27 protein-coding genes are annotated in these 26,538 nt (G+C 32.5%); 16 read left to right on the top strand and 11 right to left on the bottom strand.

What is annotated here, in order from left to right:
- Nucleotides 1–247 precede the first annotated feature (247 nt).
- The 4 genes from NST14_RS30930 to NST14_RS30915 all read left to right on the top strand — a co-directional run bounded on the left by NST14_RS30930 (nt 248) and on the right by NST14_RS30915 (nt 4,367).
- Nucleotides 248–1,480 (top strand): tyrosine-type recombinase/integrase, encoded by a 1,233-nt coding sequence (locus NST14_RS30930; RefSeq protein ID WP_341119038.1) that lies wholly within the window; start codon nt 248–250, stop codon nt 1,478–1,480.
- Nucleotides 1,467–3,347, top strand: a complete 1,881-nt coding sequence (locus NST14_RS30925; RefSeq protein WP_076856713.1) for a tyrosine-type recombinase/integrase — start codon at nt 1,467–1,469, stop codon at nt 3,345–3,347. The genes NST14_RS30930 and NST14_RS30925 overlap by 14 nt, the downstream gene beginning before the upstream one ends.
- On the top strand, nt 3,347–3,742 hold the full coding sequence (locus tag NST14_RS30920) for a DUF6262 family protein (protein ID WP_076856712.1): 396 nt from the start codon (nt 3,347–3,349) through the stop codon (nt 3,740–3,742). Before NST14_RS30925 ends, NST14_RS30920 begins: the two co-directional genes overlap by 1 nt.
- A gap of 106 nt (nt 3,743–3,848) precedes the next feature.
- Entirely contained in the window at nt 3,849–4,367 is a 519-nt protein-coding gene (locus NST14_RS30915) for an NUDIX domain-containing protein (protein WP_076856711.1), read from the top strand.
- Between the two features lie 150 nt (nt 4,368–4,517).
- Here NST14_RS30915 and NST14_RS30910 read toward each other — a convergent pair whose 3' ends face one another.
- The 4 genes from NST14_RS30910 to NST14_RS30895 form a co-directional block, all read right to left on the bottom strand.
- Nucleotides 4,518–4,673, bottom strand: a complete 156-nt coding sequence (locus NST14_RS30910) for a Phr family secreted Rap phosphatase inhibitor (RefSeq protein WP_319611251.1) — start codon at nt 4,671–4,673, stop codon at nt 4,518–4,520.
- A complete protein-coding gene (locus NST14_RS30905) occupies nt 4,673–5,764 on the bottom strand; it encodes a response regulator aspartate phosphatase (protein WP_319611250.1) in 1,092 nt (363 codons plus the stop codon). The genes NST14_RS30910 and NST14_RS30905 overlap by 1 nt, the downstream gene beginning before the upstream one ends.
- Before the next feature lie 164 nt (nt 5,765–5,928).
- Nucleotides 5,929–7,047 carry a hypothetical protein gene (locus NST14_RS30900; RefSeq protein ID WP_341119667.1) on the bottom strand — a complete coding sequence of 373 codons (1,119 nt, stop codon included), beginning with the start codon at nt 7,045–7,047 and terminating at the stop codon, nt 5,929–5,931.
- A gap of 323 nt (nt 7,048–7,370) precedes the next feature.
- Nucleotides 7,371–8,123, bottom strand: coding sequence for a hypothetical protein (locus tag NST14_RS30895; protein ID WP_319611248.1), 753 nt, complete (start codon nt 8,121–8,123; stop codon nt 7,371–7,373).
- 634 nt (nt 8,124–8,757) lie between these two features.
- Between NST14_RS30895 and NST14_RS30890 the strand changes: the two genes are divergently transcribed.
- The 5 genes from NST14_RS30890 to NST14_RS30870 all read left to right on the top strand — a co-directional run bounded on the left by NST14_RS30890 (nt 8,758) and on the right by NST14_RS30870 (nt 12,283).
- On the top strand, nt 8,758–9,948 hold the full coding sequence (locus tag NST14_RS30890) for a ParM/StbA family protein (protein WP_319611267.1): 1,191 nt from the start codon (nt 8,758–8,760) through the stop codon (nt 9,946–9,948).
- A 15-nt stretch (nt 9,949–9,963) separates the two neighbouring features.
- Nucleotides 9,964–10,398: a hypothetical protein gene (locus tag NST14_RS30885; RefSeq protein WP_319611266.1), complete on the top strand. Its 435-nt coding sequence runs from the start codon at nt 9,964–9,966 to the stop codon at nt 10,396–10,398.
- A gap of 142 nt (nt 10,399–10,540) precedes the next feature.
- A complete protein-coding gene (locus NST14_RS30880) occupies nt 10,541–10,891 on the top strand; it encodes a hypothetical protein (protein WP_319611265.1) in 351 nt (116 codons plus the stop codon).
- Nucleotides 10,892–10,966: 75 nt separating this feature from the next.
- The gene (locus NST14_RS30875; RefSeq protein WP_341119666.1) at nt 10,967–11,758 is read left to right on the top strand and encodes a hypothetical protein; all 792 of its coding nucleotides are present in this window, start codon (nt 10,967–10,969) and stop codon (nt 11,756–11,758) included.
- A 102-nt stretch (nt 11,759–11,860) separates the two neighbouring features.
- Nucleotides 11,861–12,283, top strand: coding sequence for a hypothetical protein (locus tag NST14_RS30870; RefSeq protein WP_319611268.1), 423 nt, complete (start codon nt 11,861–11,863; stop codon nt 12,281–12,283).
- Nucleotides 12,284–12,309: 26 nt separating this feature from the next.
- Here the strand turns inward: NST14_RS30870 and NST14_RS30865 are convergent, their stop codons facing one another.
- Nucleotides 12,310–12,819: a hypothetical protein gene (locus NST14_RS30865; RefSeq protein WP_319611263.1), complete on the bottom strand. Its 510-nt coding sequence runs from the start codon at nt 12,817–12,819 to the stop codon at nt 12,310–12,312.
- Nucleotides 12,820–13,216: 397 nt separating this feature from the next.
- Between NST14_RS30865 and NST14_RS30860 the strand changes: the two genes are divergently transcribed.
- Complete coding sequence (locus tag NST14_RS30860; protein WP_341119665.1) at nt 13,217–14,212, top strand: hypothetical protein; 996 nt, start codon at nt 13,217–13,219, stop codon at nt 14,210–14,212.
- Nucleotides 14,213–14,286: 74 nt separating this feature from the next.
- Here NST14_RS30860 and NST14_RS30855 read toward each other — a convergent pair whose 3' ends face one another.
- The 5 genes from NST14_RS30855 to NST14_RS30835 all read right to left on the bottom strand — a co-directional run bounded on the left by NST14_RS30855 (nt 14,287) and on the right by NST14_RS30835 (nt 20,260).
- On the bottom strand, nt 14,287–14,466 hold the full coding sequence (locus NST14_RS30855) for a hypothetical protein (RefSeq protein ID WP_319611262.1): 180 nt from the start codon (nt 14,464–14,466) through the stop codon (nt 14,287–14,289).
- A gap of 518 nt (nt 14,467–14,984) precedes the next feature.
- Entirely contained in the window at nt 14,985–15,329 is a 345-nt protein-coding gene (locus tag NST14_RS30850; protein ID WP_319611261.1) for a hypothetical protein, read from the bottom strand.
- Nucleotides 15,330–15,771: 442 nt separating this feature from the next.
- The gene (locus NST14_RS30845) at nt 15,772–16,380 is read right to left on the bottom strand and encodes a hypothetical protein (protein ID WP_341119662.1); all 609 of its coding nucleotides are present in this window, start codon (nt 16,378–16,380) and stop codon (nt 15,772–15,774) included.
- Nucleotides 16,381–18,055: 1,675 nt separating this feature from the next.
- Nucleotides 18,056–19,069 (bottom strand): hypothetical protein, encoded by a 1,014-nt coding sequence (locus NST14_RS30840; protein ID WP_000619730.1) that lies wholly within the window; start codon nt 19,067–19,069, stop codon nt 18,056–18,058.
- Nucleotides 19,070–19,501: 432 nt separating this feature from the next.
- The gene (locus NST14_RS30835) at nt 19,502–20,260 is read right to left on the bottom strand and encodes a hypothetical protein (RefSeq protein WP_413551097.1); all 759 of its coding nucleotides are present in this window, start codon (nt 20,258–20,260) and stop codon (nt 19,502–19,504) included.
- 131 nt (nt 20,261–20,391) lie between these two features.
- Here NST14_RS30835 and NST14_RS30830 point away from each other — a divergent pair, with 131 nt between their 5' ends.
- From NST14_RS30830 to NST14_RS30810, 5 genes are all read left to right on the top strand, one after another.
- Nucleotides 20,392–20,931: a hypothetical protein gene (locus NST14_RS30830; protein WP_001106903.1), complete on the top strand. Its 540-nt coding sequence runs from the start codon at nt 20,392–20,394 to the stop codon at nt 20,929–20,931.
- Nucleotides 20,932–20,950: 19 nt separating this feature from the next.
- Nucleotides 20,951–21,475 (top strand): hypothetical protein, encoded by a 525-nt coding sequence (locus NST14_RS30825; protein ID WP_000362837.1) that lies wholly within the window; start codon nt 20,951–20,953, stop codon nt 21,473–21,475.
- A gap of 606 nt (nt 21,476–22,081) precedes the next feature.
- Complete coding sequence (locus NST14_RS30820; RefSeq protein WP_000715235.1) at nt 22,082–23,563, top strand: type II secretion system protein; 1,482 nt, start codon at nt 22,082–22,084, stop codon at nt 23,561–23,563.
- 84 nt (nt 23,564–23,647) lie between these two features.
- Nucleotides 23,648–24,223 (top strand): hypothetical protein, encoded by a 576-nt coding sequence (locus NST14_RS30815; protein WP_000251802.1) that lies wholly within the window; start codon nt 23,648–23,650, stop codon nt 24,221–24,223.
- Nucleotides 24,224–24,397: 174 nt separating this feature from the next.
- Nucleotides 24,398–24,586, top strand: coding sequence for a hypothetical protein (locus NST14_RS30810; protein WP_000995357.1), 189 nt, complete (start codon nt 24,398–24,400; stop codon nt 24,584–24,586).
- A gap of 12 nt (nt 24,587–24,598) precedes the next feature.
- On the opposite strand, the gene NST14_RS30805 is transcribed toward NST14_RS30810, so the two are convergent.
- Nucleotides 24,599–25,144, bottom strand: coding sequence for a hypothetical protein (locus NST14_RS30805; RefSeq protein ID WP_000462451.1), 546 nt, complete (start codon nt 25,142–25,144; stop codon nt 24,599–24,601).
- Between the two features lie 403 nt (nt 25,145–25,547).
- On the opposite strand from NST14_RS30805, the gene NST14_RS30800 reads away from it, so the two are divergent.
- Nucleotides 25,548–26,174 (top strand): PBECR4 domain-containing protein, encoded by a 627-nt coding sequence (locus NST14_RS30800; protein WP_000025665.1) that lies wholly within the window; start codon nt 25,548–25,550, stop codon nt 26,172–26,174.
- Nucleotides 26,175–26,538 lie beyond the last annotated feature (364 nt).

Here is a 26,538-nt window from a genome sequence, read left to right as displayed (position 1 = left end):
TTCTTAAAGATATATAAATATTAACAGTAAAGATAGTAAGGATTGATTATCCCTACTATCTTTTTTTATCTAAACGGATAAATTTAAAATACATAGTAATAATAGATAATCCATGTTATTATCAGAATATTAATTATATTCTTTTGATAAAAGGGGGAATGTAGCCTCGGTGCGAGGATAGCACTCCGCAGGACGGTAGTCCGAGGACCTTGATTTTAATAAATGGGTTAAAGGAGTTAATAGTTAGATGAATATACCTAAAAAAGAAAAAACACTAAAAGGTAAATGGCATGAAGTTATATCTATACGAGAGGCACAAACAAAAAATGGTGTAATGTATTATCTCATGGATGAAAACCTTGATTTCATACCATTAGTAAAAGAATATCTCGATATAATACAGGCAAGAGCTGAACGAGAGGTATCTCCTAATACAATAAGAACATACTGTTATCACTTATGGTATTTCGTTGTATTTTTAAAGATTAAAGGATTACAAATTCTGGACACTGATGGTAAACCTGATATTTTAACAAAATTCAAATTGTGGTTAAAGAACCCATATAGGTTTTATGAAAATGTAGACATGTTAGATTACGACTATGAGGATGACGACATAAAAGTTACAACTGTTAATGCAATTATAGATAGAGTAAGCTCTTTATTCCTTTGGCTCAAAGCCAGTGGCAGGATAAAAGATAATCCTGTTGTCTACCGTAATGTAATGATTACAAATGCGATGAGGGACAAAGATATGTTGGCTCATACAAGAAGGAATAAAACAGTACAGAAAAATACTCTTAAATCAAAGGTTCCTCAAATTATCCCAAAGACCATTGAACAAAAGGACTTTAAGAAGTATTTAGAGGCTGTTAATCTCTTACGAGATAAGATTATCCTTCTTGTTCTAAAAGAGGGTGGTGTAAGGTCTGGTGAGCTGTTAGGCATCAAACTTGAAGACATTGATTATGGTGAGCAAGGTATTCATGTTCGTTTCAGACCTGATAACGAAAACGGTTCGAGAGCTAAAGCGGGGTATGGAAGAGACAGGTTCGTTCACTTACCAACTGACCTAATGGTTTTAATAGATAGATATATTAGTAGTGATTGGGTAAACAGTGACCCTGATAGCGACTTTCTATTTGTGGTGGTTAATAGTAATAATCCTATTGAAAATGGTAAACCAATGAAAAAATCAACCCTCTCATCAATCCTTAACTATTACAACAAAAAAACAAAGATTAAGTTAAACACCCACAAATTAAGACATACTCATGTTACCGAATTAGCAAGAGAATACATCATCAAAGGTGAACCGATAAACTGGAAATACATTTCCGAAAGAGTTGGTCATAAAAACGTGTCGACAACGATGGGTATATACGCACATTTAAATGTAGAAGACCATAAAAAAGAGTACAAGCGAATGAGTGATTATAGAGAAGAAAAACGTAAGGAGCGAGAAAATGGTAAAAATTAAAGCAACAATTCATCCTATTTCATCAGGTTCGGAAAACTTAGAAACAAAAGCAACTGTAACTCCTTTTCCCGTTGGAGCTATTGATACATCTTGGATGAGTAAGGGGCAGAAAACATTTTTTGAAGTCTTACAACAACCTGAAAACCGAGATAAAAAGTATGACGAATTATCTACTATAGCAGGATATAAAAGTACATTTACCTGGTATAACGCTATTAAAGATGAACGGTTCACTGAGCTTTTAGAAAACATGGGTGTTCAGGTAAGACACTACGAAGATGACTACCCTGCCCATCACGAAGTTGAATACATTAAAAACCCAAAAGAACGAGAAGAATATCTCAAAGAAGATGTGTGGGATGTAAGAAGGTTATTGAAGAATTATCCAAAACATCTTTCTCCTGTTCAATTTATCGTTAAATTGACTAAATTGGAAAATACTCATTTACGCCAAACGGTAAAAAGGTATTTTGTAAATATGCTTGGAACTTGGGAAGCTAAAACGTTTAAAGAAAACATCCAATATTTGAGTGATTTTTTTAGTATATTGCATGATAAATTTCCAAATATCAAATCTTTTAAGGAGCTAAATAGACAGGAACATATCGAAAAAATTCTTCCTGACATATATTCACGTTCTAACTACAAGTCTATCAGAGCAATAATAACTACCCGTTCTATGTTCCGATATATGTACGAAAATAAATGGTCCGATGGACCAAAAACAGACACTTTATTGATTAGTTATGATACGCCTAAAACGGTAGAAATCCTACCAAGACCCATTCCACCACATATTAAAATAAAATTGGATGATTACTTGGAAAATACAGTAATCCCCCTATTGGAAGATGGTGAGGAAACTCCTATTATATCCCCGACTTATTGGGATTTAATTGTCATTTTAAGATATACAGGAAGACGTGTTGAGGACATAGCTCACTTAATTGCAGATGGAAGTGATATTGATTGTCTGAAATATGATTTGGATGGAGACCCACAACTTTTTCTTGACCATCGCATTGCAAAAATCAAAAAAGATTTGGTCGTGCCATTAGCACATTTAAAGGACTCCAAAGGAAGAAATATGGTGGAACGGGCAATTTTACGCCAAAAGGAACGGGTAAAAGATTTACCCCCTACTTCTGATAAGCAAAAGTATTTATTTAGGGAAGTTATTACTTTCGCTCAAGAAAAAACTCCGATAACGAAGTCTATTAGTTATGCCACCATTTATCAATATGTACTGTCTAAAATATGTAATCAAATCCCATTATCAGATATTGGTGCAGAGTCTGGAGATATTTATAAAATATCTCCACACCAGTTCAGGCATACAGTAGCCACCGAAATGATTGATGCAGGAGTCGATATATACGCTGTTAAAAACTTTTTAGGGCATTCATCAGTTATCATGACAGAAAAGTATATTAAGGTCTACCAACAACGTTTAAAAAAGGAGTTTAAAGATAAACTTCTTAAATCTGATGCTACAGCAATTAAAGATAATCTCCCAGAGCAAGAAGAAATTTTCGGTGATAACAAATGGGTCAAAAACAAAATTATCGCCATTTTCGACCAAGGTGACGGATGTTGTGAGCATCCTTATAAAATGCCTTCCTGTCCTCACCAGGTAGCTTGTAAAACGTGCATTAAGAAAAAGATATTGCCGAGACATAAAAACGCAGTTATAGATACAATAGATGCCTTTACAACGCATTTAAACCAAGCGAAACAAATTGGACTAAATGAAAAAATTGAGGAATTTGACAAGGTAGTTCAGTTCTATCAAACCGCATTGGAAATCATTGAAAAGGGTGAAACATTCGATGCCTCAAAACATTTCTACACAGGAGGTGTCCATTAATGGCTAATATGAGACCAAATACCGCCAAAATGGTTGAATCAAAGAAAATGGAAAGCGAGTTAAAGAAACAAGCTGTTTTAGCCGTTCTTAAGGAACTAACGCTCCTTGATGACCCTATAAGTAACCCTATATCAAAAGCTGAAATATGCCGAAAGGCAGGAGTAAGTAAAACATTCCTTTACTCATACAAAGAGGAACTTCTTAAACCAATTGATGAAGCAATAATGAAACAAAACCAGAGATTAAAGGTTATCACAAAAAAACAGAGATTTAGTGAAAGTTCAAAGGACAAGCTGATTGAGTCACTGAAAAGAAGAATAGCTGAATTAGACGAAGAAAATAGAAAACTAAAAAAGGACAATGCCCTTTTACTTGGGAAGTTGGCGCATAAATAATGATGGGAATAGTTTCTTCTTCAACTAACGGTGCAGGACAATTGAAGAAAGATTGCGAAGTTATAATGTTGGATGTGTGATTAGAAATAACAGGAGGTTGGAATTTTTGAGACTTAGACAAATGGCAGTCGCTTTCCTTTTAAGTGAAGAAGAAGAAGTTTTGTTTCTTCAAAAAAAGCAAAAAGATACTTTTCTCGCAGGGTTTTTAGTTCCAATTGGTGGACATATTGAAGGTGATGAAATCAATGAACCCCAGGAAGCATGTTTAAGAGAAATTGAAGAAGAAACAGGTTTAAAAAGTGATTGCATAAACAATCTAACACTTCGATACATTGTACTTAGAGTAAAGGGAAAGCAAGAAATTCGAATACAGTATGTGTTCTTTGGAAATGTATTTAAAAATGCTACTTTAATTGAAAGTGATGAAGGTTCATTAAAATGGATAGATTATAAGGATATTCCAAACCAGAATGTTTCAGCCACTACCAATGAAATAGTTAAGCATTTCAACGAAATAGGTAAATCCACTGAAAAAGTATATGTAGGCTCAATGAAATCTTTAAAAGGAAACCCTGAAATTACTTGGGGACTTTTAGAGGATTGGGAACTGCCGATTTTTAACTAACGGGTGCTTTAATTAAAAAAGGAATACACAATAAAAATAGCCTGTATCTTTGATTACTAAGTAATCAAAGATACAGGCTATATTTTTAGGTGATTAACTATCCTTATATATATTTAAGAATTTCGAGTCTCTTTTTTGTATATATTAGATTTAAATTGTTTCCACATGTGCGCCATCGTAACCACTATGAATCATCATCGGCGCCGGATAATCTCCATAAGCAACAGATTTGTCATCCGTATTTGTTCCAACTGTCAGAAAACCAATAAAACTTAGTCCCAATACAATCGCCGCTATTTTCTTCATTACTTCAACGCTCCTTTTTCATTCTTTTTCTCTTTTGCTTGATGCTGCATGTGAAAATACTCGCTTGCTTTCACTGGGTTTCCTTCTTTATAGAAACAAAGCGCAAGTTTCTCTGTATATTCTCTCGTATATTCATATAACTCTTCTTTGTCGAAATATGTAATTCCTTCTAAAATTGCCTTTTCGATGTTTTCTGTAGAAATATTTAAGTTCATCTCATTAAGGATATTGAAATGATGTTTGTATAATTCATCATTTTCGCTGCAAATCTCCATTCCCTTGTTAACAAGTTCAGAAACCTTGCCCTTTTCCCCTAGTTTATGATACTCACGCGCCAGTAGTAAAATAGATTTGTAATTATTCGGCATTCCCTCTACAACCTCTGAAAGGTGTCGGATCGCAAGCGTAGAAAGGTTTTGACTCGCATACAGCCAACCGAGATTGTTTCGAACCCGTAGGATTAGTTCCGTTGCGTCCTGTTTTTTAAGAATATCGATCGCAGCTGTGAAATATTCTTCCGATTCTTCAAATTGGTCCAGGTGTACACAAATACCACCTAGTAAGTTTTTACACAGTCCCACGTTAATTTCGCAACCTGGATTTTTTTCAAAAATATCTAGAGCCATGTTCCCAAATTTAATTACTTTAAGTGGTTTATACGTATAATTATAAAACGCAGCTGCTCTATAATAAAATTCTCCAATTTCAATTTCGTTTTGAATTGATTTTAATAAGCCTTCTGCTTTTTCAAAGTGTTCACGTGCTTCCAGGAAGCTTGAAATCGATGTTCGGTGAATTGCTTTGAAGAAATGATAATAAAACATAAGAAGATTATCTGAAGGCGTATAGATCGCTTCAATTTCTCCGAAACTATCTTTTGTAATTCCTAATCCATTCGTTAACACTTTGTATCGGAATTCTAATAGAGAATAATACAATAATAGATTCTTATCATCTTTCATTTCATCTTTTTGTTCTTCGATTTCCTTTTTCATCACTGCAGCTTCTTTGGGCTTTTGAGAAATCATAAGGTGATACCAATCATTTAATAACTTGTACGTATTTTGATTTGTAAAAACACTTATATTCAATTGCTTCTCCTCCTCCTTGGCTCTCTATTTGTCTAAATGTTACCATATTTCTGTAAAGTCTATATTAGTTCCTTTGCGTTAAGTAAAATGATAAATAATTTACAGAATATTCAGTTTATAAAAAGAGATGTGATCCAATATGAATCACGTCCCTTTTACTTATGTTATTTGTTATTTTTGTTGTTTTTATAGGTAACTTGGGTCATATAGACCGCCGGCTTATCTTCGTATCGATAATATCCGTAAAAAACTATTTTTTCCCCTGTATCTGTTACAATATAACTTTCTTTATCCTTAAAAAATCCAGGGAATTCCATCTTATATTTCCTCTGATTTTCCGGTCCTAATTTTTGTTCATAAATTTCGAAGTGTCCGATATTTTGCCCATTAGATTTCTCTACAGACTCCTCTGTAAAAAAGAAGTATTTTTCTTTATCTGAAGCTACGACTTTGCCATTTTTATCTGGTTTCATCCTTTGTCCCTGTGTATCATAGACATATTTTTTCTTATCAAATTCGTAAATTTCATCATCCTTGAGAAGTGTTTTTTTGTCTACATTAAAATATCCGTATAGCCCAGGTGAATCCTTTGTTCTGTCTAATTTCATTACTTCCTTCCCATCTTTTTGAGACATTACAGTTATATGGTTTTCATTTTCTTTATGGAAAATTAAGTTTCCTTTACTAGAACCAACAATGGAATTTTGTAATTTGTTAGAACCTAAAGATTCGTTGATACTTACAGATCGAAGGTTATCTGTTTTGTCTTTAAATACAACATCCCCCTTATAATTTACAAATACATGTGTTACCTGGCTTTCTCCACTTTTTATTTCCAGGGCTCCATAACCCATGGCGACGAATTCTCCACCCGGCACAATAGATTCCACTTTGATCTCTTTATCCTTCGCCCATTTCCCATTCTCAAAAGTAGAAATATAAGGTTTTGCCTTTGAAATAAAAAGAACCCCTAAATTATTACCCTCTGGAATAAAATAAACACTGTCTTCATCGTACTTATCCAGTTCCAAATTCGTAAAACTTTCTTTTCCAAGCTGTTGTTCTACTTTTCCTATACGGAAAGGACTTTTCGGATCAACGATCCTTCCTCCACCTTCAATTTCTTCGGAAATCTCGCCTTCTGTTTTACTTCCTATCGTTTTTGAATCTGTAGAACTTGTTTTGTTCTGTGAGGTTGTTTCTACATTTTTATCTTCCCCACACCCCACTAAAGCAAGCGAAAACACAGACAATATCCCCAATGATTTCATTTTCCAACCCATTCCAACATCCCCTTTGTATTAAATTCGAACTACCCAGACCGGTTTATTTTATACGATTCACAATTTAATTTCTATAATTTTTAAAATAAAACAAAATAAAACAAATCGAACAAATTTTGTTCGATTTTCGATTTCTTGTTCGATTTTAAATTTGGTGTCTTAAACACTGATTTAACAGTCCTTTTCTTTGTACAAGTATACATATTTCTAGTAACGTAACATTAAAATAGAGGACCGGTCGATTTCTTGCTTGTTAAAAAACGAATCTTGTAATTCCTCGTCATTTCTTGGATCTATACATACGGAATCCCAAACGATCTTCCCTATTTTTCTTTAGAAAACATACGAGAAAAGAAACCTTTTCGTTTTTTGTTTTCTGTTGTTTTTTCGTTTTCTTGTTTTTCTAGTAATAATTGTTGTTGTTGGACTGTTTTCTTCAATTCTTCCATTTCTTTCGTTATCGTTTCTGTTTGCTCGGTGACAGCTGCAGCAACTTGTTTTTTCGTTTCTTCTTCTATTTTCGTTTGTTCCTCGGTACTTATTTTATCTTCTAATAACAGCGGTGTTTGATTTTCTAGTAAAAGTTGTTGATCTCCAATTATCTTTTTTAAATCTTTTACTTCGCTCGTTAATAAACAAATCTGTTGAAGCATGACTTCCATTTGTTTGTTCATATCATGGTTCATATTTGATATATTCTCTTTGATCGGTTTAAATGATTCTTCGTTATACTTGTTCATTACTTGATCCATAAAATCTTGATATCGTTTTTGTTCTTCACTCTCTTTTTCTTTTTCTATTAAACCATCTACCATCAATTCGCGTTTCGCTTGCTCTAACGTTTTCCCATCGATGTGCAGCAACATATTGATTCTATGTATCTTTTCAAATTCTGTTTCTGGTATGAAATAAGATTTCCCATCGAAATTGCTTTCGATAACCTGTTCACGGGACCAACGTTTCAACTTATCATATGAAAATTTCATTTTTTTCTTTTCTTCTTCGGAGAAGTTACCCACTTCTATCATTTTGTTCAATTTATCTACAGCCTGTTTAACTTTATAAACTTCAGCCATGGACATCCACCCTCCTATCCTCGCATTATCCACTTATTTTATTACATATTTTTACAGTTGATTACTCGTATATACTCTTCTATTAACATTACAACTTATATAACGGTAAAACCTTCTATAAATATAGAAAAAGTACGAGGATAATCCGTGTACACGTTACCCACGGAACTATTAATACCCAAAACTTACCTGTACAAAAAGTAGAATAAGGTTTATTATTCCTATATACCATGTAATTTCCATGTAAAATACATATAAAACACATGGTTTTTCCAGATAAAAAAACAGCAAACTCGTCTTCTTTTTATTTATTCCATATATTCTATAAGATAATTACATGGAATCTACATGTAAAAAACATGGAATTTTTTAAAACAAAAGAAGGAGATTCTATTTTTTTGAGGAAATATATAAAAGTACCATGGAAAACACACGGAATCTACATGGCATTTACGTGAAAAAAACATGGAATTTCCAAAATAAAAAAAGGATAATCCGTTTTTCTAACAAAATATATAAAAGAGGACATGGAAATTACATGGATTCTTCATGGAATAACTAAGGAAAACACATGGTTTTTCTTTAGTTATTCGAACACACAGTCATTTTTCAAAAGAAAAGGGAGGAATTTAAAATGAAAATTAACTATTTAGTAGGGAACGATAACGGTAATCATGAACAGGATTTAGTGGTAAATGGAAAGATGTATCCATTTCCAAATGTTTATTCAGTGGTAACGAACACAGTGGATCCAGAAGATGTACCAACAGAAGAATTGATTCCTAATCTATTAGATCGCCTACATACCACTGTACAATCTCGTAATCTATTACATAACACATCCGTAACCGTGTTTGTTGGTCAACGAGCAATTAACGAAGGTGAAACGATCCGAAATATGAATTTAAAAGTCGCTGCCAAACACAAACAGGATCTTCCACTTATCAATACATTATCAAACCTAGCTGCTATTGCTGTTAAAGAAGCTTTCAATAAAAAGAAAAAAGTAGTTAAAGAGATTGAATTAATAGTTGATTATATGACAACAGCTTTGCCAGCTTCCCAGTGGACAAAAGACAATGCCGAATATTTCTCAAACCGCTTCACAGGAGAACATCTTGTAACTGTTCACGTAGGTGATACGGACATTATAGTAAAAATCAATATCAAAAATACAAGAACAGTAAAAGAAGGCGTGGTTGCATTATTTGCCCTGATCGAAAATGAAAAAGGTGAATATCGTAACGATGATCTGTTTAAAGAATTTAAAGAAGAATACAGTTTAGAAGATATGGATGGAAGTTTCTTTGAAGATATTAGAATCGTGCATAGTGATATTGGCGATGGAACAACAGAATATGCGGTAACAGAAGGATATGAAACCAACGGGCGCACGCACGGAAAAGAGCACGGGATTGGGCGCACAATGGAACTTGCAATCAAAAACTTTAGTGAGATTTGGGGAACAGAACCGACACGTCAAGTATTTGCTTCTTACTTAAAAAATGAAAAATCGAAGTTCCATGAAGATGCCGTGAGTTCAATGGCAACTGCGAAAAAAGAACTTGCTAATATCGTCCTAGAAGAGATTATGACAACTTCTAAAGATCTTGGTTATGACTATGAAGTTCTGGCTGTGTACGGTGGAGGAAGCATCCAATTAAAAGACGTTTTATGGAAAGAACTAAAAGAATTCTGTGATAGCAAGAAAATCAAGTTACTTTGGGTTCCAAAAGAATATGCAACAACATTGAATGCTCGCGGACTTGAAATCTTTACAAATCTAGCTGCGGAAAAATTAAAAGAAAGTGCCGTACAAGAGTAAGAGGGGGTATGATTTATGGCAACTGCGAAAGAAAAAACAAAAGAAAAAGAAACAAAACGTCCTAAATATAAGCAATTGACCTTACGAAAAAAAGAAAATCCATTATTCGTAGAATGGTTGGACAATCAAAGTGATTTCTCCGATTCTATTCGAAAATTAATCGAGAATCATATTATGAGACACGGAACAAAGGATATGACGGATCCAAATGTTGTGTTGGGTATGGCGAAAGATTTAGTTTTATTGGATCAATTCCAACATGGACAAGTTGTTCCGACTACTAACCAACAAGTACAACAAACACAATCGATCCAAGCAACAGAAGAAATCGCGGCAACAAAACAAGAAGAGCCGGAGAAAGAAGTAGAAGCAACGATCGTAGAAGAGAAGAAGGAATCAGAAGAAAAGAAAAAAACAGGAAGAAAGAATTTGAACTTAGATAATTTCTAATAGATGAAAACGAAAAAACGTCCTTCAGTGACGTTTTTTTATTTAAAAATTGCTTTTACACAAATATCTTCTATAATCTCAACAAAGAAAAGATAATATAGTAAATAATTTAATATATTAAAAAGAAAGGGGATGGATGGTAGTGAATCAAAACCACTCCGATATGATCCAAATCTTATGGTACAACGTAAAAAAGAGCATAGAAAACAATAACGATCAAGGATATACAGTCGATTCAATTCAATTTGATTCGATATTGATAGATATTTTTCCAACAACAAATTTTATCGATGAACAAGCGAATAGATGTGGAATCGCAATTCAACATTCCATTTTCGTTGCTGAACAATATTTTGGGATCCCTATAGAAATTGATTACCAGGCAAGAGAAGAATACAGGATTTTCGAAAACGCCGGTGATGTCCTGGTTTATCTGTACTGTAAAATAACAAAATTAGATAAGACACTAGAACAAATTCTGAAAGAAGTATGAAAAAACGTCCATTGGGCGTTTTTTTTGTTGTTTTTTTGATAGAAACGAGTATGGTAAAGATCGAGGTGATGCCTAATGTGGTATTCTGATTTAAAAAAGAAGATGAAACTTATCACAGACACCTTGTTAAACGGATCTGAAGACCTCGTATACGGCGGTAGAGATTACGAGGATAGAACGAGAAATACAAATGCATCCAGCGGCTTGAGAGACCGTTTAAACAGTGTTATAGAGATAATAAAGACACCGAATTCGAATATAGATTTTGATAGCTTTGGATATGATTACATAGACACGAAGTACAACTACAAAGAAGCTACAGATTACTTTGCTGGACGTAGCTTGAAAGATGAGGAGAGTCAAAAGACATTCCAGGAAGAACTCACGAAAACCAATAAGGAAGAAAAAGTAATAGATTTTATGGAAGAGTTCAAGAAACGAAGACAAGATATACAAAATCAGATCCAAAATCATCAAGAAAATCTACAAAAATATGAAAAAACATCCTATAAAAGAGAAGAATTGTCCAATAAAATTAATCATTTGAAAGAACAATTGAGCACAATCGATGATATGCATAAACCATTTCTGAAAGAACACACAGATCAAACATATCATAGTAACTTCGTAGGAACCGCAAAAAATCGAAAAACAGAAATGCAGCATGCAAAAAATGCCCAAACAGAACTTAAAGAAAAGGGATATAAGCCGATAGAAGTCGCTAGATCGCTAAAAGAAGGGGTAACTCGTATTCAAATGGCTCTATCCGAATCCGCAGCCTTTTCTCCGGCACTCAAAGAAGAATTACAAAGAAATATACAACAACAAATTAAGGAGAACAGCACGATGAAAGAAATGTATTTTTAGTCCTTTTGTTTTTTCAAAGGACTTTTTTTATTTTGATATTCAAACTGTATAGGAGATACATAACTTTTGCCCTATAATCCAGGAGGAAAGGGTGTGACATATATGTTTAATACAGTTCAATTGAACATGGACAACTGGAAATACGTCCTTGAAACCAATTTTTTTAAAAGTGATGAAGAATATGCAACTTTTTTTCGATGGATCACAAAAATAAATGAATTCAATTTCATAGTAGATAAAGAAGGTACAATGGTAGAAACCGAGTTCCTAGGGGATTTAGGGGGAATGGAAATAACAAAAGCAATCAAATTCATTGAACGATTAAAGGAAAATGGTTTTTTATTAGAGGTTATCATGCCGGATAGTGGATACTATATTATAAATCCTAACATAGCGGTACCGAGCGATGCATATACAAATTGGATACATATTTTCAAAGGAGATTTTTTAGAACTAGAACAAAATGGGGTATTAAAAGATCTTCCACATTCATATTGGAAAGAAACATTTAAAGACGAATCATAAGATCCGTCTTTTTTTATTAAATAAAATTACCCTCTATTTTCACATAAACCGATTAAGAATTCTTTTTCTTCTTCTGTAATGATGTTTGGATTAAGCGTTTTATCTTTAATTGCTTCTAGTTCTCCTATTTTAACCTTCGCTTTTTCTTTGAAGTATTTTTCATCTGCCCCAATAGATTTGATTTTACCGATCAATTTGCGATCTAACACAATTGGAATTGTTAAAACTTTAGAAAACGATCTGCTTCCAACAATAATTACTTGATCGTCTGCTGCATCACAGCCTAGACCTGCAATTTCATGATTATGCTTTCCCTTGTATAACATTTTCTCTACATAAAAATACGAAGTAATATATCTCTTATCACCGATTCTAGCATTAAAAAAGATAAAAGACCCAGGTGAAATATGTTTTTTTATAATCTCCCCATTTTTTTTACTATTTCCATAGACTAATTTTGTGAAATTTGGATCCACGTGACCGCTAGCCGCTTTTTCTACACTATAGGTAATTAACATATGTTTTGGTTCATTCATCGCTGTTTCCCCTTTTCTAATTCATATTTTTACCGGTAATGTGTACAATTCTATCACAATAAGTGGAAAATTATTCCCTCTTAGATCTGAATCCCTTCATACAAAAAATAAAAGTGATCCCTCCGGTGAAAGGGGACCACTATGTAAAAGGATCGATTCATACAATTTATTCATACCTTATATACAATAGAATTTTGTTTCCCTATAAAAATGCAACATTACTTAGAGAGACAAGGGAATACTATAATACGTTATGACGTACAACCAACATTTTAACGAAATTATACACTAAGCAAATCAATACATTACAAGAGAAAGATAGTAAATCGATGTTATATAATACATAAGTATTTAATAGATCGTTAGTGTCTATATTATGAACGGGGGCTCGAAATACATGGATGACGTATTGCCTATTGGAGAGAAAAATGGATGTTTTACTATAATCGATGGGTTTGAAGCATATCAAATAGAAGTAATGGCTGAAAAAATATTGCGTTGTGAACAAGAAAAGCAAAAATTTATAAAGGGAGAAAAAAGTAATTGGTCCAACTTTGAGTCTGTAGACGTTTTTGACAAGCGTATTCAAAGTTTCAAAGATATTAAGAATTACAAATGTCAGTGTAAATGTGGAACAATAAAATATTTAGATAAAGATACATTTTTAAGAAAGAAATGGAAGGATTGCGGAGAAAATTGTGAACTGAAACAAAAACGCGTGAGAAATAGAATAGCATCCTATCCTAGAGTAAAAGATAAAAGTTATGATATTGATTATTTACATACCATACATGAATCATTGGAAATATTAGAATGTATTGATGAAAATTACGAGGGAAAACCTATTATATTTAATAAAGGAAGAAGGGGGAAGGAAGGTGGCGAAGTTAAATTATATAAGTTATATAGATGTAATTGTTATCTGTGCAATGAAGAATATCAATTCCTGTCATCAGATTTTAAGATAAAAAATGATAGATACGGATCCAAAGCAAAAGATGGATATTATTGTAAAGCTCGTTGCGACTGTCATAAAATTTCATCATTTCAGTGGCGAACTATAAAAATACTGAGAGAACATAATGTAGCATATAAAGTTGAAGTTGAGTTTCAGGATTTATATGGTGTAGGGCAAAAAAACTTGTTACGTTATGATTTTGCTGTTCTCGATTCAAATAATAGTATTAAATGCCTTATTGAGTGTCAAGGTGAACAACATTATAAGCCTGTAGATGAATTCGGCGGTATTTTACAACATAATTCTCAAGTAAAGAATGACGAATTAAAACGTAACTATGCTAATTCACACAATATATCTTTAATTGAAATTCCGTATACTTGTGATACATACGAAAAGGAAATAAAATTTCTTAAAGCCGCTGGAATTATTTAATCACATAATATAATAGCTGTTATATAATTCACTTCTAGCTTTTTTATTTTATAGAAAAAAAGCCCCAGATAGGACTATATGATTTTCTTCATACCGCACCTACGACATTCTCTTAAAAAGATGAAATCCTTAACAGAACTCTTGAATGAGGTATTGTTACAGTTGTCGCAACGACCACTAATATTATCGGGGAATTCTGTGTATGCGTATATTTTGCCTAGATCGTATTCCTGTTTAGGTTCTTTATTTTCCATTTGTTTCACCTACATATTAATTCAAATTAATATAACTTAATTATAATAACATGAAGTATTTACATAGTGGGGGACAAAAATGACAAACATCATTTTCCACTCAATAAATTGACTTCCAGGATCCTTTTTCTAAAATGACAGTGGAAAAGAGGTGAGTTCCTTGGAAGATTGTTTGTTTTGTAGAACAAAAGAGAAGAATTCTATCATAGATACGCTCCCTTTGTGTAACAGCTGCTGCAATACATACCAGAAAACGAAAAACAAAGTAAAATTGATCGAGAAATACATAAAAGAAGAAGTGAGAGATTATGAATATGAACGAGGAGCCCTGGCAACTCGGATGTATGTGTTAATACATAATCAAGCCAAACATTTAATTGAAACAGATCATGATTGTTTGAATCACAAAGAATCAGCACAATACCATTTAAAACGCGCGAAAATACTTATACATCATCCCTTTGTACGACTCAAATACCTTTTCATGCAAAAATAAAAAGGCGGCTAAAAACCGTCTTTTATTTCATCTTTCGTAGTTGAACAAAAATTTGAGATTCGAAATCTTTAGTTCGTATTTCAACATATTCCCCAAAGTTCTTAAATATAAAATCCATTGTTTCTGTAATGCTTAAATTCCTATGAGACAATCGCAACACTGGACAAAAATAATGTTCGAAGACATATATATCGGCTTTTTTAAAACATTTAATTGTATGTTTCAGTATGATTTCTTCTGAACTTTCCTCACAAAAAAATCGATAGCTTACTTCATACTCCTCTATTTGATGTGGTTTCACTAAAAAAGATACTTGCTCTAGATCTGATACTTCTTTTGTATAAACATACTGTCCTGGATCTACCATCTAAGTTCACCTCTTTTGCGAGATCATAATCAAAAAGATGCATAAATCAAGAAAATATAATACTTTCCGAATCATAAACTTTTAGTAGACAAAATCGGTAAAACATTTATATTTACATAGATCAAACAAAAATTTACCTTTCTATTTTTAAATTTGCAAAGCTGAAAAAATTTGAACATTGCTAGTATAGATTTTTAAATTTTTTTAGAACGACACATAATATGTTTCATGAAACAAACCAAAAACTAACGTGGCGACAATGATGTCCAGTGATTGTACACTCACTGGGCTTTTTTATTTTTAATAGACAAATACATATAAATTTGTATAATAACAACGATCGATAGATCAAAAACATCCTAAATCACCTAATCAGTATTGTAGTTGTGACAAAAACAAAAAAACCGGTTCTCATAATAAGAACTGGTTTTTATTAATTTTGTTACTTCCCAGGTTCGAAACGTCCCTCACCGTATTTATAATATTCCTCAAATTGTTTACACTCTTCTTGTGTATATGGTTTTGGACAATTTTCAGCACTTACATTATTATCTACAGGATCCGTTTTTTGATTAGTATTTTCTTCTTGTTTGTTTGGTACATTAGATTCCTTTATATCTGTTTTATTTGTTTTCGGTAATTGAAGTAAAGATTCAATTTCTTCTTCTAATTTAGGAATTTTATATTCATCGGCTACCACCATATCATTTAACAGTTCGACATCTTTACTAGGGAATTTATTTTCTTTTTTTGCTGCAACACCATTATAGATAAATAAAAGTTCCCCTAATTTATCTGCAGTTTCTTGTTCTATTTTAGATAATTTACCATCTTCATTCTTTTTTTGATAATTAAAAAGAAGTGCAAAACCTTTTGATTCTTTTTCAAAGCTATTTTTTTTAACTTTCTCTTGATAATTATCATATATTGTTGTGAAATCTTTATAACTTTGTTCTGTAAAACCATCAGGAATAGTTTTTGTTTCTGTACAACCTGTAATTAATAATAGAGATAAGATCAAAACACTACATAATCCTATTAATCGATTCATATATTTCCCCCTAATTGTATGTATCTTTGTTTACAGTAATACTGTTATTATCCACTATGTATATAATACATTTTATACTAAATTACTAACGTAAACATATTATAAAAACGTTCATTTTAATCTATAACAGTTGTTTTATATACAAGTAATATATAATCCCTCCTATGAAGATAAATACCCCAATTTATATAGTTATATATAAGCTTTCTTTCTAAAGCAAAAAACAAAGTATATCTTTAGATCCATAACATGTATAATACATTCCTCCAAATATTAAACAAATACAATTTTTATATAAAAGTGTTACGTTTGTAATACAGATTGATCCAAAAATCAAAAGAAAAAACATTTCAAAACCTACTTAGGAAAGAAAGTTGTCGCTGCGCTCCTGTTAAAAACAAAAAATAAAATTTCACGTCATGGAATATATACATAAATGATATGAATAAATAAAATGTATGAACAAAAAAGTTTTTAAATAGGGCGACAGCCCGTTTTCCTTCAAAGCAAAAGGTTTTAAAATGGTTTTTTATTATGTTTGGATCCCTTTTATATGTGGATAAGTCAAAAAGTAATGTTACCTTATGGCGTCTAATTCAATTTAAAAAGTATTTATATCGATTTTTTTACAATAAATAATGTAAAGCTATATCGTCTTTTTGTTTTTGGGTTTTATGGTTTTCCAACTTTTTTAGGTGCGAGACTGACCAGAGGGTGAGCGAAGCGAGGGGGACTGGTCCCCCTTTCTTGTAAAACGAATAGCGAGATCTATTTAACATAACGAACAATTTAAAAAAACTCATTTATAATAGTTAAATCAAGTCGAGTAAATAAAAATCAACTTTTTCAGTTTGCTCGACTTGACGATCACGTAACAAATGAGTTTTTTTGAATTGCAAGGGCGAAGCGTTTTTTGCTTCGGTGAAAAAATTTTTTAAATGGTTTTCTTAAAAAATTTTTTTCACGTACCCTTGGTTAATATATATAACAAGTAAAAAACAATTCGCTTTTTAGTTTGGTTTAGTACAAAGTAAATTGCAATGTTAACCTATATCGTCTATTTTTTAGAATAAAAGTATCTATATCGATTTTTCATTAACTAATGTAAAGCTATACCTACTTTTCTAAAAAACAAATGAACAGAATCATATGTACATTTTATTTATCCACAACTAAATTTGATGTCAATTTAGGTTTTACAACAAACAAACATGCACTCAAATTTAATTGCATATACACATTTTGTTTAAGTTCCTGTATCAAAAAAACAAAAACAGAAGAACAAAGAATAAAGAATAAAAAAAGACCTAATTATTTATAATAGCGTCAAGACGTGAAATCAGTTGGGGCAGTAAGGGTGAACCATATTAAAAGTAGGAGATATACACTTAATTTTGCACGTAAAGTAGGAGATATACACTTAATTTTGCACACTATTATTTTATTTACTATCCAAAACGATCCAACATGATAAAGCTAAAGTAGGAGATATACACTTAATTTTGCACGTTTTATGGAGTCATATGTTTACTTCTATGAACAAAAGGAGTCATATGTTTACTGTTGGTCATAGCACGTTTTTAAGTTAAAAAACGGAGTCATATGTTTACTATAATGAAAAGGAAGGTATTTATTTACCCATAAAAAAAGAAGCGTTTTTCGCTTCTTTTTAAGTCTATTTTGTTAAATCGAAAAGTGTTGTAATTACTTCTTTCCATCCAGGATCACATTTGAAACCAGGACTAGAGTATATGAGTTTTGGGTTAATTAGAAATAATTTTTTTCCATTCGATCTCCACTGAGCAAGGATGCCGACATCTAACAATATTTCAAGACATTCTTTCAATTCTTTTTGCTCGTTTACGCTCAAAACAGTGACATTTTGACCCGAATATATATTCCATAGTTCATAGTTTTTCATGAATTGGAATCGACTTCTTTTTCGTCGAGAAGACAAAATTTCTTTTACCGTTTCGCCTTCTAAAATAACATCTTCGGAGTTATTTTTTGCTAATAAATAAGTATTATAACTAAAGTTTGGGACAAGCGAGCCGAACAAAGCTAATGGGTAAATTGGTGAAACTTTTCTATTGTTCTTTTTAGCGACATTTTCTCTAGCTGTTAATTTCTTTTGAACAGCAGTGATATATTTTTTTAATTCTTCTTCATCAATTTTTTGAGTGAATTCTTTTTTATTATTTTTACCACGGAAAACAATCTTTCCAGTTGCTCTATACTGTTTTCCATTTTTAATACCAGAATCTTCTTCTATGATAATACCGTCATTGAGGAATGATTCCAAAATCATCTTCCCAGTTTTATTAGAAACGCCCCATAAATGATACAGATCTTTTGTACCCAGGACCTTGTCATCGATTTTCACAAGGGTATCTTTGAAATTGATATATGGCATCAATTTCACCAAACAATCCTTTGTTAAACGATTATAATCTTCAATAATTTTTTCATATTCTTTCGAACACTGAACAAATGGTTCTGTACGTGAATTTTTATTTCGGTATTCACGGGCTTTTTTCTTCTTCGCTTCTTTTTCAGGATCCAAAATAATAACGGGTTCTGTAATATGTGGGATAAGTCCCAAATCCTCACCGGTTTCCAGGTCTACAGCGTGAACAAATTTGTATTTTGTTTTCTCCGCTTTCGCGGTGTTTCTTTTCTTTCTAATCATAAAAAATCTCCCCTTTCGATTCAAAAACACGAAATTTCATCGTTTTTTCATCAAAGAGAGAAGGAATTTACCAACTTTTATATAACTAATATATACAGTATTAAACTTGATTTTCGAGTTTAATATGATATACTAATCACATATAAGTTAAAAATGAATGTGTTTCTCTTCGGATAAGAGAATGGTAATTCCTAAGGTTCTCCTTGTGAGTTCCGCAAAAAGGTTTGTGTTCGCAGCACAAGCCTTTTTTTGTTGCTTGTTTATTATCAAAATTGTACACGAAAAATCAACAAAAGACTAGTTTTTTCGATAGTTTTCTATTTATATCTAGTTCTCTTGTTACTGTAATAATCCTTCTTTGTATCGTATCAAACAGAAAGAAAGTTCTTTTTAGTATAGTAATAAAATCATATTTCTTTCCGTCTTTTCAAATTATTCACGGAACAGTTCCGGAGGGAACTTGAATACAAAATGTTTAATACTATCAAATTCCATGACATGAATTAAACCAGACTGTTGCAATGAAGAAATGAATAATTTGATTTTTTCTCTTGTCCTATTGTTCACTTTGGATTTTGATCCTGAAGACAATTCCCATAGTTTCAACTCTCCGAACGGTTTCGAAAGTTTTAGCTCTTTTTCTACAATGAAATGCTTTTTGTCTTTTTCGACGACGATCTTTCGTTCGAAGTCTTCACAAATAAATAAAAGGTTATCATAATTCACATTCATTAACATGACCAAGAAAAATGATAAAGGGTAAACGTTGTGAGTTCCATGTTCCCCTTCGTGTAGGAACTCATCTTCCCAAATTTCATGGAATTTGATAATACATTTCTTTAAAAATTCACATGAAATACTTTCATAGCACTCTTTTTTCGCTTCTAAATCGAAATATTTCTCTGTGAGAACATATCGATTTTCCCTATCTTCACGAACTTTTAACAAAACCTCATTCTTTACTAGATTAGAAAGATATTTTGTTCCCGTAGGTTTACTTACGCCCCAATAATCAATAATACTCTTTGTATTTCCTAGTTCGATTTCTTCCATTTCATTATCTTTAGGTGTATGTACAAGACCGTCTTCGTCTATGAACGGCAGCAATTTCGCTAGAAAATGTAATTCTGGTTGTGAAAGAACTCCAAACAGTTCTTCGAATTCTTCATGTATGTAAATGTATCCTACCATTTCACTCACGGTACGCCCTCACTTTCAAAACTTGTCCTTATTACTATTCTTCAGCATTTTTTCTCATTTTACAAGATTCCTAGGTACAATATATTTATAAGGAAAAAAATGTAAATTAAGGAGAATGAAAGATGAATTATAAAATTGAACATGTACTGAAGATTACGGATGGAGAATACAAGGACTACAGAGAAGTGTATTTCGTTTCAGAAAACACGAGTACAAAGATGATTTACATGCTGTTAGATCCGAATAACGTATGTAAAAACTTCTTTTCCTTGGGAAGAACGTATATGGAAGGGGTAATGATAAAAAGAGAAGTGGAAGGAATGATAAGATCCGAAGGATATAGATTGAAAGAGTTGTTTTCTAATACAGAGACAAGTACAAATCTGGTCACATTTCAGTATCTGCAGTTGTTAAATAATCTTATAAAAGAGAATCAAAAGATCGTATGCGTACAGGAAGAGGAAGAAGATCCAGAGTACCACTATCGCATGTTTGTACAGTTACACAATAAAGAAACGATGGAAATAACAGAGTGGTTCAAAGAAGAGAACATAGTGAAAGGACGGATCGAATCAGGAATAGGATTCCCGAAATACATGAGAGAAAAAGGGTACAATATACACGTTGTAAGGCACCTAGAAGACGTTTCTACATTATTTTAACGATGGAGGGGTAAAAACTATGGATTTAGAAGTTTACAAAGTGACAATCATCACCTACGGCGTTTGTAAGGGTTTTGAAGAGGTTTGTTTCACCGATGGAAGTAAAGAGTGGGGAGAATTAATGGTATTATTGAATACAGAGAAAGAAATCGTACGTTATTTTTCTGAGGAAGATTCTTTGGAAGAACAAGAACAAATGAGGGCTGCTGCAGAAGAAATGATTGGATCTGGTGTGTATCGTTTGAAAACTTTGTTTATGGAAAAAGAGAAGACAAAGTATCTATATGATTTTCATTACGTTTTTAAAAGAGAAGAATTAGAACAACGACGTTTTCTCTATTTCGAACAAATTCCAAAAGGGTATGGGAAATACAAATACATTATTTATCAAGATAAAGAAGGTAAAGGTAATGTAACGTACTGTTTTCCAGAGTTCAATTTACAAGAAGATTACTATATTATATCCGATGAACATTTCATAGAAAAATTAGAGGAAATGGGATTTGATTTGACTGATATCAAGGAAACGAAATTGCCATTTTAAAGAACACTCCTCGTGAGTTGTTCTTTTTTATATGAATTGATGATATGGGTCCTTTTTTGTACGTCTCATGGAGTCATCTGTTTACTATTCTTTCGGGATGGAAGTGTGATATAATCGAAGATATGAGTTGTAGTGAAGATGTAAATCCGACTATACTACAAAATGCGGAATTTCAAAGCTATGAAATAATTTACAGAAAAGATGGAATTGTGAAGCACGCATGGTCACGTCATTTTATTGTTATGAACTAACTTCTAGTAAAGATGAAAATCATTTCATTTGTTTATGTACCCATTGTTTTTCTTTATTCAAATATCTCAAATTAGAGAATAAACCAAAGAACATTTCAGAAAAAGAAGTGTTCTTTTTGTGTTCTCGATAGGGAATGAAACATATATTAGTACCCATACCTCTTTTCTTATTTATCTAAAAAAAGTTAGAATCGTAGATGTCCAGGGAGAATACATTCCCTGGTTTTTTTATGCGCAGAATTGACGATCTGCCCTCGAATTTGTACGTTTTTTGGAGTCATATTTTTACCTTTTCAGTGGACTTATATCGATTTATACGTATAATCCAATTGTTTGAAAAGAGGGGTGATAAGCTTTGAAAAAAGGTTTTACTTTAATAGAAATATTAATTGTAGTATCTATCATTTCTGTATTGGTCCTGGTGTTCATGGTGAGCACAAAAGGATATGTAGCAAAAGCCGATTTACAGCGGCAAAAAACAAATTCTATGGTATTGGAAGAAGCAATTCGGCAGCATAAATTAGAAAACGAGTCTTTACCATTTTCTACGAAAATAACAAAAGAAATGTCAAACGAAACAAAAAAAATCATCGAACAGCAATTACGAAGTAAAGGCGTTACGTTCGATTCAGTGAAAGATTCGTTTTACGAGTTAGATAGACAGAAAATAAAACAATATATAAAAGGACAAATGAGCAATTTTGAACGTTATTTCTCTTCGAGCGCGAAAGAATTAGAAGGTATGGTGTTCACCTACGATACACTTAAATCGAAGAAGGAGGGCGTTTTCAGTGGTTCTTACTTGCTTTTAGAAGTAGAGGAAGGTGGAAATGAAGTGAAACCACCAGAGCCACCAGCAGTTGTTTGTAATACTTCTGATCCATCTGCAGACGAAACAATTCGTACACCTAAAACAGGAAGAGGGATATCCTATGATCCCTATATAATCACTACAGTTGGGGAACTCCAATCGATAAAATTAAAACCTAGTTCTTATTACGAATTAGGAAATGATATAGAAGGTTGTGTAACGAAAAGTTGGAACAATGGATTAGGATTTGAACCGCTGCCATTATTTACAGGAGTTTTGTTTGGGAAAGAGTTTACGGTCAAAAACTTATACATTAATCGACCTAATCAAGATTTCGTTGGTCTCTTCTCACAAACCAATAGACCTTATTCTGCTCTACATATAAAACTGAAGGATCCTGAAGTAACTGGGAGAGATTATGTCGGTGCTGTTGTGGGTTCTTCTGGTACAAATGATAGTTTGCAATATGAATTCACTCACGTTGAAAATGGGAAAGTTACAGGTAGGAACTACATAGGAGGTCTGATTGGAAAGCTAGGAAATTCAGCTTCTTTAAGTTATTCAAGTTTCACAGGACAGATAAAAGGTGCTGAAAATGTCGGTGGGCTCGTTGGTTCCATAGAGTTCAAATTCAATATGACAACTAGTTATTTCATCGGCAGTGTCGTTGGAGAAAACAATGTAGGAGGGGTATCCGGAAAAGCAGATGTAAACAATGGATACATAGCTCTAAACAAAGTGTATGTGGTAGCAGATCTTACAGGAGGTACGAATGTAAATTATCTGTACGGCGTTCGAAACCTTAAAGTTGGTGGATGGTATGACATACAATTTTCCGATGTGTATTTTGATAAAGAAAAAACGAAATACATTACACAAGAAAAGCAAGGAGAAGTAACGGGACTCACAACAGAACAAATGAAAAATCCTGCGAATTTCAGTGAATACTGGCACTTTGGTAGAGATTGGGAAGTCGATCCGAGCCGAAACGACGGATATCCTATTGTTATAGTTACATATGAATAGATCTTCTTCGGAGGATCTATTTTTATTGTCTTTTTAAAGAAAATCGTTAAAATGACTGAAAAAAATATATAGGAGGTGGACATTTTGGTAAGAAAAATCGAACTGAAACATGTAAATGAAATTGTAGAAAATGATACATATGAAGGGTTTAAGGAATTAGCTATACAGATTATATCAGGTGGTAGACCTATGAGCCTTGTACATGTTTTATTAAACAAAGAAGGGAATGTCGAGGATACGCATTTCAAAGGCAAAGGAACCGCATATACAACCAGAGATAAGTTTAATAAGTATGAACGATCTATAAAGAAATACATCGATACAGAGGAGTTTGAAACGCAGTTATCGACCATAGAAACAACAAAAATAAACGAATTCGAACTATTTAAGAGATATAAGAAAAAAAGAAGCCTATTAGAAAATAAAACAGAAATCTTTTACGTAAAAGAAGAAATGAGATCATATTATTTCCTATCTTTTTATAAAGAAAACAACGGAACAACGAAAGCTGTTACGTATTTGTTCGATAATTTTTTGAATGGGGCAGAAAAAACGTTACGAGGCGAAGAATTTATAGAAGAATTAAAAGAAAAAGGCTATAACTTGACCGAAATGAACAACAAAGATGAAATCGAAGCAATAATAAAAAACCAGTCCTAACTATTAAGGATCTGGTTTTTACAAGATTACTTTACTTTTATAAGGAATGCATTCTGAGGGAACTTGAATGACTTGAAAATAACATCCACGCGTTGTGGACCTTCTTTTTACTACGTATCATCGATAAAATCAAGTTTTTTGTTATACTAAAAAGAAAAAAGGCGGGAAACAAATATGAATGCATACACGGAAGAACAATTTGTATATTTCACCGGAAAGTTAAAACATCTGGAAACGATCAAAGAGGATAAAGAAACGTACTGGACGGAATATAATTTATTACAAGACTGGCTGCAGCAAAACCAATTGAGCACGGCATTTATTAACTGGGTAGAAAAGAAAATCGAACAAAAAACAAGATAAAAAAACAGACGATTATTTTCTGTTTTTTATATCTTGTTCCATTTTTTCGTAATAATCGATCACCTTTGCAATATTATAGCCGACACGTCGCAGAGATTTATAGAATGTTCGATGCTGGTAAATTAATTGTGTGGATATTTCGGATGTATATTCCTCAAAAACATCATTTATTTTTATAAGTTCATTTTTCCGATTCCGTACATAAAAGAAGAATTCGTATTTTCCGCTATGTGATTCTTTATATATACATGTAATGGGGATCTGTTCTTGTTTTAATCGTTGTCTGTACTCGTAATCCTCGAAATATCTCAACAGGTCGTTTTCTTCACGTTCCGAAAAAACAAGCTGCAATCTCCATGTTTTCTTATCAACGAATTCTTTTATTTCACGGAATTCTTTCCTATCGCGCTTATAATGTCGATTCATTCGCACAAACTCGTCTTTTTCATTCACTAGGACTCCAACGGGTAAAAACAGACCTTGTTTCCAGAATTTCAGTTCCTTATATCCCTTAAACGGACCATCTACGACTTCGAAATAACTCCTTAATTCGAACATCGAACGTCTCCTTTTCATCCTTTTGTTCTTATTCTATACATAAGAACAAAAAGAGAGACACTTTTATTTCGTTAAAAAGAACAATTTAAAGAACAGATACATATGAGATAAAACTCAAATTTGGCGTTTTTTCCAAATAAGATTTTGGACAAACTCCCAAATATGATGATTTTCCCAAAATAAAATTTGATAATTATTGACGAAATGGACTAGGAATCTTATAATAAACATATAATAAGTAATAAGTAGAGGTAGCCTACGTTATACCCAGATGGTTTGGGGTGAAACTCCATCGGAACATGCTACTCGTCATACGTGCGAGATTGCTACCATTTATTTTTCAAATTCAGAACCCTGTGTCCACAGGGTTTTTTATTTTATAAGGGAAAAAGGGAACGGAACCATGTCTATTCTTAACTTATCCGATCTAGAGAACCATCCTACGAGAACGAAACAACACGAAATTTCAATTTCATTGCTTGCAAATTATTATGAAACATATTTGCATCCAAATTATTATGATTTCAAGCTTAACAATGGAGTAACAATACGGATTGATTTCCATAAAGAGCATTTTTGCCATTTGGTTGGAATAGATCAAATATCTACAGCTAAGTTTAAAAACCCTAATGACACACGGTTATTCATGTATCGAGGGAAAAACGGATTTAGACGTTCCAAAAACGGAAAATATGAATTCAATCATCTACGAGCATTACATCAACATGAATTCAACAAACAAAAAGATAAAATGTTTTTCTTTCACTTTATACACACTATGTTAGATTCCGTTAACCTAACACTTGTGAATTATACAATCATATCCGGTAGTACGATTCGTTGTGATTTCATGTTTTATGATACATACGACAACGCTTTGTTACACTTGGGAGTAGAAAAAGATCGGAAAACCGGTTATTTTTTCCCAAAGACATTTTTCGTACGTTATTTAACAAATACACAGGCGGATAAATATGTAAAACCACAAACGGTCGTGGGAATTACACAATTAACAAAAGTACCTAGATAGTTTATCCTATTTAGGTTTTTTTATGTTTATATAGACAAAATACATACGTGCTTTATCGAGAATACAATATCATCTAAATGTTTCTTTTTGAGTTTTTTGATAATCGGAGAAAGCCTTTCGAATCACGGTGGGGACGTGATTCGAAAGGCTATTTTTACATAAGACAACCTACGTTTTTTATAAAGAATGCATACGATGTATTCCACTACTTAAGCCCCTTTTATATAATCGACCTGGAAAATCGATTAAGGGGTACATAATCGCTTGAGACAAATTCCAAATCACAGTTGCCGTTCATATACTGTTATCCCATAAGACAGTAACCTCTTCATAAAATTCGACCTGGAAAACCGAATAGAAGAGG

It is taken from the genome of Bacillus sp. FSL W8-0519 (assembly GCF_038005585.1).
Taxonomy (GTDB): Bacteria; Bacillota; Bacilli; order Bacillales; family Bacillaceae_G; genus Bacillus_A; species Bacillus_A paranthracis.
Note: the sequence above shows the minus strand (reverse complement) of the source record. Positions and strands in the feature narration are given on the sequence as shown.